The sequence below is a fragment of the Nonomuraea sp. NPDC047529 genome (genome assembly GCF_040642995.1).
Taxonomy (GTDB): Bacteria; Actinomycetota; Actinomycetes; order Streptosporangiales; family Streptosporangiaceae; genus Nonomuraea.
In genome coordinates, this window is sequence record NZ_JBEYTJ010000003.1 from 304,323 (window position 1) to 315,862 (window position 11,540).

General features: G+C 71.3%; 11 protein-coding genes. 8 read left to right on the plus strand and 3 right to left on the minus strand.

Annotation, left to right across the window (positions count from 1 at the left end; translation table 11 throughout):
• Window positions 1–40 precede the first annotated feature (40 nt).
• Window positions 41–1,852, minus strand: coding sequence for a DUF3352 domain-containing protein (locus tag ABZ815_RS07945; protein ID WP_357695418.1), 1,812 nt, complete (start codon window positions 1,850–1,852; stop codon window positions 41–43).
• An 85-nt stretch (window positions 1,853–1,937) separates the two neighbouring features.
• Window positions 1,938–2,264: a hypothetical protein gene (locus ABZ815_RS07950; RefSeq protein WP_357695216.1), complete on the minus strand. Its 327-nt coding sequence runs from the start codon at window positions 2,262–2,264 to the stop codon at window positions 1,938–1,940.
• A 136-nt stretch (window positions 2,265–2,400) separates the two neighbouring features.
• Here ABZ815_RS07950 and ABZ815_RS07955 point away from each other — a divergent pair, with 136 nt between their 5' ends.
• The 3 genes from ABZ815_RS07955 (at window position 2,401) to ABZ815_RS07965 (ending at window position 4,851) form a co-directional block, all read left to right on the plus strand.
• Window positions 2,401–3,192: a thioesterase family protein gene (locus ABZ815_RS07955; RefSeq protein ID WP_357695218.1), complete on the plus strand. Its 792-nt coding sequence runs from the start codon at window positions 2,401–2,403 to the stop codon at window positions 3,190–3,192.
• A gap of 85 nt (window positions 3,193–3,277) precedes the next feature.
• Window positions 3,278–4,102, plus strand: a complete 825-nt coding sequence (gene murI / locus ABZ815_RS07960) for a glutamate racemase (RefSeq protein WP_357695220.1) — start codon at window positions 3,278–3,280, stop codon at window positions 4,100–4,102.
• Window positions 4,099–4,851 (plus strand): MBL fold metallo-hydrolase, encoded by a 753-nt coding sequence (locus tag ABZ815_RS07965; protein WP_357695222.1) that lies wholly within the window; start codon window positions 4,099–4,101, stop codon window positions 4,849–4,851. The genes murI and ABZ815_RS07965 overlap by 4 nt, the downstream gene beginning before the upstream one ends.
• Here ABZ815_RS07965 and ABZ815_RS07970 read toward each other — a convergent pair.
• Window positions 4,836–6,089: an MFS transporter gene (locus tag ABZ815_RS07970; protein WP_357695224.1), complete on the minus strand. Its 1,254-nt coding sequence runs from the start codon at window positions 6,087–6,089 to the stop codon at window positions 4,836–4,838. The genes ABZ815_RS07965 and ABZ815_RS07970 overlap by 16 nt on opposite strands.
• A gap of 53 nt (window positions 6,090–6,142) precedes the next feature.
• On the opposite strand from ABZ815_RS07970, the gene rph reads away from it, so the two are divergent.
• From rph to ABZ815_RS07995, 5 genes are all read left to right on the plus strand, one after another.
• Entirely contained in the window at window positions 6,143–6,862 is a 720-nt protein-coding gene (gene rph / locus ABZ815_RS07975; RefSeq protein ID WP_357695226.1) for a ribonuclease PH, read from the plus strand.
• Complete coding sequence (rdgB, locus tag ABZ815_RS07980) at window positions 6,859–7,449, plus strand: RdgB/HAM1 family non-canonical purine NTP pyrophosphatase (protein WP_357695228.1); 591 nt, start codon at window positions 6,859–6,861, stop codon at window positions 7,447–7,449. The genes rph and rdgB overlap by 4 nt, the downstream gene beginning before the upstream one ends.
• A 46-nt stretch (window positions 7,450–7,495) precedes the next feature.
• Window positions 7,496–9,181 (plus strand): molybdopterin-dependent oxidoreductase, encoded by a 1,686-nt coding sequence (locus ABZ815_RS07985; protein ID WP_357695230.1) that lies wholly within the window; start codon window positions 7,496–7,498, stop codon window positions 9,179–9,181.
• A 119-nt stretch (window positions 9,182–9,300) separates the two neighbouring features.
• Window positions 9,301–11,049, plus strand: a complete 1,749-nt coding sequence (locus ABZ815_RS07990) for a toxin glutamine deamidase domain-containing protein (RefSeq protein WP_357695231.1) — start codon at window positions 9,301–9,303, stop codon at window positions 11,047–11,049.
• Window positions 11,046–11,315, plus strand: coding sequence for a hypothetical protein (locus tag ABZ815_RS07995; RefSeq protein WP_357695232.1), 270 nt, complete (start codon window positions 11,046–11,048; stop codon window positions 11,313–11,315). The genes ABZ815_RS07990 and ABZ815_RS07995 overlap by 4 nt, the downstream gene beginning before the upstream one ends.
• Window positions 11,316–11,540 lie beyond the last annotated feature (225 nt).

Here is an 11,540-nt window from a genome sequence, read left to right on the forward strand (position 1 = left end):
CGGTCCGGCCGCCCCCTTCTTCCAGGTCAGTTCAACCTGGTCAGTTGAACAGGACCCGCAGCGAGAAGTCCGCCTCGGTGGCGCTCTGCTTGCCGCTCAGGCCGACCGCCCGCAGGACCTGCGCGTTGGCCTTGTCGTCGCCGTCCATGCTCTGCAGGTACAGGTGCTCGACCTTGTCGAGGTCCACGAACAGCGCGAACGTGGCCTCGCCGGCGTTGGGGATCGCGGTCTGGAACGTCTCGGAGTCGCCCAGCGTGCCCTCCTCGGCCAGCTTCTTGGCGTACTCCTCGCTCGTCGCCGCCGTGAAGACGCCGTCACCGGGGACCTTGGCGATCTGCGGAGCGGGCTGCCCGCTCGCCGCCAGCGCCTTCTCGATCTTGGCGACGACGGCCTGGGCCTTCGCCGGGTCGGTGACGACGCGGACGCCGGCCTTGATCTGGTCGCCGTCCAGACCCTGGCTGTCCACCGCGACCGTGAAGTTCTTGCCGAGCACCGTGGCGAGGTCGCCCGGCAGGTCGAGGCCGAACTTGGTCTTGGCCTGTTCGAGGAGCTGCTGCACCTCGGCGCCGCCGCTGGCCGCGGCCGACTTCTGGATCTGGGCCCACTGCTTGGTGATCATCTGGTCCATGCCGGAGACCGACACGGCGCCGGCCGTGCCCGCGGGCAGCGTGCCCAGGGACGCGGGCTGGAGGTCGTCCGCGGTCACGCCCTTGGCGCCCCTGACCAGGCCGGCCAGCTCGACGTACGCGCTGTCGAAGCGCAGCGCACCGGCGAAGCGGGCGTCCTTGATGGGCTCGATGCTCGCGGCCTGCTCGGCGGGGATGGGGGTGAGCTTGGCCAGCCCGCCCATGTCCGCCCAGAACGACAGCACGCCCTGCTCGCCGACGTCGCCCATGTCGTCGCTGAACTCGTTGTTGTCGGCGAGGGTGGCCTCACCCTGCGCGAACTTGTCGGCCAGCGCCTGCGTCGAGGACAGCAGCGCGTAGTCGTCGCGGAAGGCGATGCCGTACTTGTCGCCGTCCATGAGCTTGGCGATGCCCGCCTTGGCCTGCGTCTGGTCCTTGACCTGGACGGCGACCGCGAAGTCGGGCTCGGACTTGCCCGAGGGCACGGCGGCGAAGCCGACCCTGCTGCCCAGCCACGGGTCCACGTCCTTGCCGAAGTCGATCTTCTTGTCGCCGCTCTCGTTGACCAGGTTGAACAGGGCCTGGCGCGGGTCCTCGCCGGTGAAGGAGCCCTTGGTGACCGTGAACTTCCTGGCGAGCTGGAACAGCGCCAGCTTCTGGTTGGCGGCCGGGTCGAGGTCGAGGCGGGCGTAGGCGATCGCGTTGGCGGGCAGGACCTCGTCCGGCTGCGTGCCGCCACCGCCGATCGCGCCCACGGCCCACACCGCGCCGCCGCCGAGCAGCACCACCGCGAGCGCCGCCGCGCCGGCGATCAGCCAGCCCTTGCGGCCGCCCTTCTTCGCCGGTTGCGGCGGGCCGAAGCCGTCGGGGCCCTGCTGCTGCCAACCCTGCTGGTCCTGCTGTTGCCAACCTTGCTGGGCGTACTGGTCCTGTTGCTGCCAGCCCTGCTGCTGCGCGTACTGGTCCTGTGGCGGCCAGGTCTGCTGCTGTTGCTGCTGCCAGTTCTGCTGGTTCTGCTGCGCCTGGCCGCCGTACGGGGCGCCGTAGGCGGGCTGCTGGCCGTAGGCGGACTGGGGGCTGTATGCCGGCTGCCCCGGCTGGGGGGCCTGCTGACCATAGGGCTGCTGGTACGGCTGCTGCTGCGGCTCCTGCGGCTGCTCCCAGCCGCCTCGGTACGCCGTGGTGCGGTCGGGATCATCGCCGTAAGGGGGATTATTCGCAGACATCACTCAACTCACAATGTGGACTTTTGACCACAGAGAAGGTAGCTGATGTTGCTAGATGACCGCTTGCAATGTGCTGAAGTCAGGATTATGCCCGATTCAGCTCCTTTTTCAGCACATCGAGGTGAACCTCGCCGCCTGTCCAGTCCGTCACGTAGGCCCAGGGGACGAACGTGCTCCCGACGTACACCGTCCGCGCCAGCGTCCTGGACAGCCAGGGGGAGCGGCCATGGCGGTCACGCGTGAGCCCGAGCAGGACGGGCGCGCGCCGCCCCGAGACGACCAGCCCGTAGACCGTCTGGCTCTGCTGGAGCTCGCCCTTGTGCTTGTGGACGCGGAGGTCGACGACGTGACCGACCCACACCCCGTTCGAGTCCCACACCGAGTGACCGATGAGTTCGGTGACAGTTGCCATGATCGAACTGTTCCATCCTGAGGGTGTTTTCCCAGGTAGGCGCGCTGATATGGGAACGGCGTGGTGCGAACGCCGCAGCCCCGCGTAAAGTGGGGGACCACTAGAATATAGTTCCGTACGGTGAAGGCAGGGCGGGATGACCAAGTTCGACGAGGCCACACAGGCGATCAGGGTCGACGAGACCACCTATGACGTGTGCCTCGACCCCGGATACTCCATCGGCGGCCCGCTCAACGGCGGATACCTGATGGCCGTGGTCCTGCGCGCCGCCGTGGACGCCTCGCCGTTCGAGCACCCGGTGAGCACCACCTCGCAGTTCCTCAGGTCACCGGTCGCCGGCCCCGCCCAGGTCAGGGTCGAGCCGCTGAAGTCGGGCCGCACGGCCGCGTTCGCCAGGGCCACGCTCGTCCAGGACGGCGTGCCGCAGATCGAGAGCCTGATCACCACCGCCACCCTGACCGGCGCCGATCCCGTCTACACCGACGCGCCCTCGGTCGTCATGCCGCAGGTCGAGGAGTGCGTCAAGCTCCCCGATCCCAAGCCCGAGAACAACATGACGCTCAACGCCCAGATGGACATGCGCTTCGACCCGCCCACCATCGCCTGGCTGAAGGGCGACCCCACGGGCCGGCCGGAGTCGCGGGCGTACTTCAGGATGGCCGAGCCGCAGGACGCCGACCCGTACGTGCTGGCCCTGGCCGTGGACGCGCTGCCGCCCGTGGTGTTCTCCGCCGGCGCCCGCGGCTGGGCGCCCACCGTCGAGCTGACCTGGCATTTGCGCGCCCTGCCCGCCCCCGGCTGGCTCACCCTGATCGGCGGCGGCCGTCTCATCGCGGACGGCTGGTTCGACGAGGAGGTCGAGGTGTGGGACTCCGCGGGCCGCCTGGTCGCCCAGTCGCGCCAGCTCGCCAGGGTCGGAAGGGGCTGATGTGAGCAACACAACAGTCCCGCCTTCACCAGGTGTGAGCATTCTTACGCAGTGTTGATCGCGCAGGTCGCCTACCCTCTAGAACGTGCCGGACGCGAGTATTGGGATCTTCGACAGCGGGGTGGGCGGCCTGACGGTCGCACGCGCGATCATCGACCAGCTACCCCACGAGTCGATCACCTACGTGGCGGACACGGCCCGCCAGCCGTACGGGCCGAAGCCCATCGCCGAGCTGCGCGCCTACGCCCTTGAGGTGATGGACCACCTCGTCGGCCAGGACGTCAAGATGCTCGTCATCGCCTGCAACAGCGCCAGCGCCGCCGTGCTGCGCGACGCCCGCGAACGCTACGACGTGCCGGTCGTCGAGGTGATCCAGCCCGCCACCAGGCGCGCGGTCCGCGCCACCCGCACCGGCCGGGTCGGCGTGATCGCCACCCAGGCCACCATCACGTCGCTGGCCTACCACGACGCCTTCACCGCGGCCCCCGACGTGCAGCTCACCGGCGTGGCCGCCCCACGCCTGGTGGAGTACGTCGAGCGCGGCGAGACGATGAGCAAGGAGCTCATCGACGTCCTGCGCGGCTACCTGGAGCCCATCAGCGCGGCCGGCTGCGACACGCTCATCCTCGGCTGCACCCATTACCCGCTGCTCACCGGCGCGATCTCCTACGTCGTCGGCGACGGCGTCACGCTGGTCTCCAGCGCCGACGAGACGGCCAAGGACGTCTACCGGATCCTGCACGACCGCGGACTGGCGGCGGGAGGCGAGTCCACCCCCCGGCACCGCTTCCGCGCCACCGGCGACTCCCGGCTCTTCGCCCGCCTGGGCAGGCGCTTCCTGGGCCCGGAGATCGACGTGGTCGAAGTCGCGCCAGTGGGGGGTACTACCTTTAGCGGGAGGCCCACATGAAGGTGACCATCGTCGGATGCTCGGGCAGCTACCCCGGCCCCGACAGCCCCGCGTCCTGCTATCTCGTCGAGGCCGAGGGGTTCAGGATGCTGCTCGACCTCGGCAACGGGTCGCTCGGCGCGCTCCAGCGCCACATCGGCCTCTACGACGTGGACGCCATCTGCCTGTCCCATCTGCACGCCGACCACTGCCTCGACGTCTGCGGCTACCACGTGGCCCGCACGTACGGGCCCGACGCGCCGTACCCGCCCGTGCCGGTCTACGCGCCCGAGGGGGCGCCGGCGCGGCTGGCGGCGGCGTACGGGATGCCGGACGAGCCCGGCCTGGAGACCGCCTTCGACTTCACGGTGTTGTCGCCCGGCTCGTTCGAGGTGGGGCCGTTCATCGTCACGGCCGGCCTGGTGAACCATCCGGTCGAGGCGTACGGGTTCAGGGTGGCCACCGACGACGTGTGCGTGGCGTACTCGGGGGACACCGGGGAGTCGGCGGAGCTGGTCAGGCTGGCCACGGGGGCCGATCTCATGCTGTGCGAGGCGTCGTTCGTCGAAGGCCCCGACCTGCCTCCCGACCTGCACCTGACCGGCCGTCAGGCGGCCGAGCACGCGGCCAAGGCGAACGCCGGCAAACTCGTGCTCACCCATCTCGTGCCGTGGAACGACAACGCCAGGGTGCTGGAGGACGCGTCGAAGGGCGGCTATGCCGGGCCCATCGAGCTGGCGCGCAGCGGCGCGGTCTACGAGCTGGCCTGAGTCTGGTCGAAGTCACGTAATCGGGGCAGCGGCGAGAACAGCAGCGGCACGAACGACACGACCCGCCCGCACATCAGCACCCACAAGGCCGTCCGGACGCCGAGATGCTGGGCGATGATCCCGCCGAGCAACGCGCCCAGCGGGACCGACCCCCACATCAACGACCGGAACGAGGCGTTGACCCGGCCCAGCAGATGCTCGGGCACCGTCGTCTGCCGGTAGGTGATCTGGCCGACGGTGCTCAGCGCCGCGCTCCACGACAGCGCGATCGAGGTGACGGCGAAGAACGCCACCCGCCAGTCGGACTGGGTCATCGGCAGCAGCAGGGCGAAGGGCGCCGGCACGGTGACGGAGAGCCAGGTCATCCTGGCCGTGCCGATCCGCCTCGACAGCAGGGCGCCGAGCAGGCCCGCGGCCACGCCGCCGAACCCGCCGGACATGAGCAGCATGCCGATGAGACCGGGCGCCAGCCCCACCTCGTCGGCCAGGAACAGCACCGACAGGCCGAGCACGCCGCCGACCGTGACGTTCGTCACCACCGAGGACGCGGCGAACATGCGCAGCAGGCCGTCGCGCCACACGTAGCGCAGGCCCGCGCCGATGCCGCGCAGGAGCGGCTCGCGTTCGCCCGATGCCGGCGGCTTGTCGGGGGTCTTGATGCTGCCGAGGAACAGCACCGACGCCAGCGAGCCCAGCGCGGTGGCGACCAGCGTCCGCGGTGCGCCGATGAGCTGCACCAGCAGGCCGCCGACGCCCGGCCCGGCCAGGAAGCTGCCCGAGCGCACGACCTCCAGCTTGGAGTTGCCGTCGCTGAGCTGCGGCGTGCTCACCAGGCTGGGCAGGTACGTCTGGTCGGCGACGTCGTTGAACACCTGCGCCACACCGGCCAGGAAGGCGACCGCGAACATCATCTCGATCGACAGCACGCCCAGCTGCGCCGCCAGCGGAATGGTCGCCAGCAGCAGGAACCTGGCCGAGTCGGAGACCATCATCACGCGGCGTCGGCGCATCCGGTCGACCCACACCCCCGCGGGCAGGCCGAGCAGGAGGAACGCGGTGGTCTGGAGCGCGGACAGCAGGGCCACCTGGGCCGGTTGCGCGTGCAGCGTGACGACCGCAACGAGCGGGAGGGCCACGCGCGAGATATTCGCTCCCAGTTCGTTCCCCACATGTGAAGTCAGGAACCGGAGGAAGTCAGGGTTTCGCAACACCCCCGTTGTCATTGCGTAAGGATCCATGTGTCGGACACATTTGGTCAAGAGTGTCGTGCCACGGAGATAGGGTGATCTGCATGTCCCGACAGGATGGCCGCAACCCCGACCAGCTCCGCCCCATCACCATCACCCGGCAGTGGCTGGCGCACGCCGAGGGTTCGGTCCTGGTCGAGTTCGGCGGCACGAGGGTGTTGTGCGCGGCGTCGGTGCAGGACAGCGTGCCGCGCTGGCGCAGGGGCAGCGGCCAGGGCTGGGTTACGGCCGAATACGCCATGCTCCCTCGGGCGACCAATACCCGTAATGATCGTGAATCGGTCCGCGGCAAAATCGGCGGGCGCACCCACGAGATTTCCCGGTTGATCGGAAGATCACTTCGCGCCTGCGTCGATTACAAGGCCCTGGGCGAAAACTCCATTCTGCTCGACTGCGACGTGCTCCAGGCCGACGGCGGCACCAGGACCGCCGCGATCACCGGCGCGTACGTCGCGCTCGCCGACGCCGTCTCCTGGATGAAGGCGCGCAAGATGTGCCCGGGAGACCCGCTGATCGGCTCGGTCGCGGCCGTGTCCGTCGGCGTCGTCGGCTCGGTCCCCATGCTCGACCTGTGCTACACCGAAGACGTCGCCGCCGAGACCGACATGAACGTCGTGATGACCGGTGAGGGCGCCTTCGTCGAGGTGCAGGGCACCGCCGAGGGCGTGCCCTTCGACCGCGCGGCCCTCGACCAGCTGCTCGACCTGGCAGCCGCCGGGTGCGAGGAGCTCACCCTGATCCAGCAGGAGGCGCTGGGCGCATGAAGATCGTGCTCGCCACCCGCAACCCGGGCAAGATCGCGGAGCTGCGGCGCATCCTCGTCGGGTTCGAGATCGTCGGGCTGGAGGAGTTCCCCGAGATCGGCGAGGTCGCCGAGACCGGCGTCACCTTCGAGGAGAACGCGCTGCTCAAGGCGCACGCCGTCGCCAACGGCTCCGGGCTGCCGGCCGTGGCCGACGACTCCGGGCTCTGCGTCGACGTGCTCAACGGCATGCCCGGCGTCTTCTCGGCCCGCTGGTCCGGCCGTCACGGCGACGACCAGGCCAACCTCGACCTGCTGCTGGCCCAGCTCTCCGACGTGCCCGCCGAGAAGTTGTCCGCGCACTTCGCCTGCGCCGCCGCGCTCGCGCTGCCGTCCGGGGAGCACCGGGTGGTGGAGGGCACGCTGCCCGGTCACCTGATCACCACCCCCCGGGGCACCAACGGCTTCGGTTACGACCCGATCCTGGTGCCGCTCGGCCACGACCGCACCACCGCCGAGCTGTCTCCCGACGAGAAGGACGCCATCAGCCACCGGGGCCGCGCCTTCCGTGCGCTGGCGCCGATCGTGCGCGACATCGTCGGCTCGTAACCACCGCGTAAGAACCTCCTGACCGTGGGCGACGTAACGTCGTACCGTGCAGAAGAACGAGACGGTACCCGCCTGGGCCGGCGCCCTGGCGGGGCTGACGGCGGGCGCGCTGGCGCTCGGGATCGCGCAGCTCGTCGCCGGGTTCGCGGGGCCTGAGACCTTTCCGGTGGTGGCGGTGGGGGACACCGCCGTCGATCTGACGCCCGCGCCGGTCAAGGATTTCGCGATCAACACGTTCGGGGAGAACGACAAGACCGTCCTCGTCGGGGGCGTGCTGGTGGTGCTCGCCGGGATCGCGGCCGTCATCGGGGTGCTGGCACGGCGGCGGCTCCTGTATGGGTATGTCGGGCTGGCCGGGTTCGGGGTGGTGGGTGCCGTCGCGGTGCTCACCCGTCCGGGGGCGGGCGCGGTTGACGTGCTGCCGACGGTGGTGGGGGTCGTGTGCGGGGGGCTGGCCCTGGGGTGGCTGCTCCGGCGCGCCGGTGGCGGGCTCGCCGTTCCGGCTTCCGGGACGGCTCCGGCTCCTGAGCCGGGTGCGGCTGCGCGGCCCGAGGTCTCCGGGCCCGAGGTCTCCGGGCCCGAGGGTGAGGAGGTCGGGGGCGGCGAGCGGGTCGTGGAGCGGCCGGCCGTGATGCGGGCCGGGGGTGCCACGGTGGTGGAGCGCGGTTTCGACCGGCGGCGGCTGATCACCGGGGTGGCGGGCGGGATCGTGGTGGCCGGGGCGGCCGCCGTGCTGGGGCGGCAGCTCGGCGGGCGGCGGGAGCTGGACACGGTGCGGGGCAACCTGGCACTGCCCACGCCCGCGAGGCCCGCCCCACCACTCCCGGCCGGTACAGACTTCCACATCCCCGGCTTGTCATCCTTCACCACGAAAAATCAGGACTTCTATCGGGTTGATACGGCCCTCGTCGTCCCCCAGGTGGACCCGCGTGCCTGGACGCTTCGCATCCACGGCATGGTGGACAAGCCGGTCGAGCTCACCTACGCCGAGCTGCTGAACCTGCCGCTCACCGAGGCCGACATCACCCTGACCTGCGTCTCGAACGAGGTGGGCGGCCCGTACGTCGGCAACGCCCGCTGGCTGGGCGTACGCATGGCGGACGTGCTGCGCCGGGCCGGGCTCCAGCCGGGTGCCGACATGCTGCTGTCCACGTCCGAGGACGGCTTCACCTGCGGCACCCCCGTGGACGTCGTGATGGACGGCCGCGAGGCGCTCTTCGCCGTCGCCATGAACGGCGAGGCGCTCCCCTTCGAGCACGGCTTCCCGGTACGCCAGGTCGTGCCCGGTCTGTACGGCTACGTGTCGGCCACCAAGTGGGTGGTGGACGTCAAGGTGACCAGGTTCGACCGGGACGAGGCGTACTGGACGCCGCGCGGTTGGGCCGCCAAGGCGCCGATCAAGACGCAGTCGCGCATCGACGTACCGAAGACCGGGGACTCCCTGAAGGCCGGTCGCACGGCGATCGCCGGGGTGGCGTGGGCGCAGCACACCGGGGTGGAGGCCGTCGAGGTGCGGGTCGACGGCGGCGAGTGGCGGCAGGCGCGGCTGGCCGCCGTGCCGGGGCCGGACACCTGGCGGCAGTGGGCGCTCGACTGGGACGCCACCCCCGGGCAGCACACGATCGAGGCGCGGACGACGGACGCGGCGGGACGTACCCAGACCGAGCGCCAGGCGCCCCCCGCCCCCGACGGCGCCACCGGATGGCCGGCGGTGACGGTCCAGGTGGCCTGATTCGCGGACGTTTACGCAGGTAAAGCCGACGGCCCGAACGGATAATCTTCCCCACTTCACCCTCCGGGACGCGACGACCACTCTACGATCGGTCGTCCAAGCAGGACAGGAGGCAGGACGTGTTCCGCGAACGCAAGTCGAGCGTCCGAGGGGTCCTTCCGGAGGGGCAGTACAACCCGGTGGTGGGGGAGGGGGTCCGGTGGCTCGACTACGAACGTGCCGCCGAGGATGTCCCCGGCGACACGCCCGCCACCACCGAGTTCCCCTCCTCCCGTGAGGGCTCGGCCCCGTTAGCGCCCTGCCCCTTCCGCGCCGGCCACAGCCCCGCGGAGGGACCCACCCCACCGCCCGGCCTCCCCGAGCCGCCTCCCTCCCACCCGGCCCCCGCCCGAGCAACGGGCACGCCCTCCACGTCGGACGCGGCTTCTGCTCGCGGCGTGACCCCGGCTTGGGAGCCGGCCTCCCTTGGTGACCTGACCTCCACCTCGGACGAGGCTGTGGTTTCCGACCTGACCACGGCGTCGGACATGGGCTCCGCCCCCGGCGTGGCCTCGGCGCTGGACGTGCTCACCGGCCTCGCCACCCGTCCAGGGCCACCGCCCGGCCGGGCCCGCACTGAAACGCCGTACGGCCTGACGTTCAGCCTGGACGCGCTGAACCGCCTCGCCGCACGCCCGAAGGCACACCCCGGCCCCGCGAACGGCCTGACGCCGGACCTCGACGGGCTGACCGCCTTGAGCGGCGCTGAGGTGATCACCCCACAGGCCCCCGCCGACGTGCCGACCATCGGGGACGCGCGAACCAGCGCGCATGGCCATCGGGAAGCGCCGACGGGCACGCCCGACGGCCGAGAGGTCGCCGGCGAGGAGGCGCCTGGCCCGATGCCCCACTCGGGCGCGGCTCCCGTCCCGAACGGAAGCGCGCCGGGCGGCATCCACAAGGCTGAACTGCGCGGGACCGCCTCCGGGGCAGGCGACCCAGGGGGCGTTGAGGTGCGTGGGGATCGTCGGCCGGGAGCCGATGCCCGGGAAGCCGGGCAGGGCGGGGACGCGGCAACAGGGGCCGGGCCGCATCGGGGTGAGCCGGGGGCGGCGACGCCACGGGGGTTCGGAGCGGCCGTCAGCGGGATGCGGCGGTTGGATCTCGGAAGCAGTGATCGGCCGGCGGGTTCCGGAGGGCTGGGACGTACGGGGGATGGGCGGCATCCGCTGGAGGTCCGGATCGATCGGGCGAGGAACAAGGCCGGCGCGGACTGGTTCGAGGGGGAGCGGAGGCCGCCGAGACTGGTCGAGTCCCGTCCGTACGGGCTGCCGGGCGGCCTGGCACAGCCGGACCCGCAGGTCGAGCGGGATCTGAGGCAGGCGCTGGAGTCCGGGGCCAGGTTCCCCGACCCGCGCGGCACCTGGGTCAGGCTGATCAACGGCGGCGGCCCGGCGGACGACCCGTTCCGGGCCTCCAACGCCGCCGACTGCGCCCTGGCCGTGTTGTCCACCTGGCACGGCGAGCCCGCCACCGCCGCCCCCCGGCTCCCCGAGTACGACCGGATCGGCCGGCCGCTGCTCACCGGCGAGCAAGGGGGAGCGGCCAGGATCGAGCGGTGGACCGGCCAGAAGTTCCAGTACGCGGGCCAGGGCCGGCACGCCTATCCCATGGTCGCCCGTCGGCTGCTGGAGGCGGGGCACGGCGCCGGCGCGGTCATCGTGGTGCGCTGGCCCGGCGGCGGCTCGCACGTCTGGAACGCGGTCAACTCCGGCAGCGAGGTGATCTGGATCGACGCCCAGCGGGGGCACATGTCGGTCGAGCCGCCGTACGCGACGGTGACGGGGGTGTTCTGCATGATCCTCGATCGGCAGGGACGGCCGCGATGAACATGGACCAGGCCAGGGCGCTGGCGGAGGAGTACTTCAACGGGACCCGCCCGCCGGACGAGCCGCTGTCGGTGGGCCTGTACGGCTTCCATGACGGGTATGTCGCTTGGGTCCGGGAGCTCGACCCCGACGATCCCACCACCCTGCCGGACACGGTCGGCGGGGCCTGCATCGTGATCGACAAGGCGTCGGGAGAGGTCGTCGTCCGGCCCCTGCTCGACCCCGAAACCGTCGCCGAACTCTGGCCCGGCCGCACCCCACGCTGACCCCGGAAAAGCAGGGGCCGGGGGCGGGAGTGCGCCCGGAAAGGCGGAGGTAGTGGGGGCGGGCGACGGCTGGCGACGCCCCGGAAGGTCGGGCGCCGCCCCCATGAGGCGCCCGACCCGTCTGGCATGGGCGTGGCCGCGCGGGCCTCCCACGACACCCGCCCTGGGAGGCCCGCGCTGCCCCTGCGCGTACCCTCTATCCTGATTTTTCGCTTTTATTCGGTT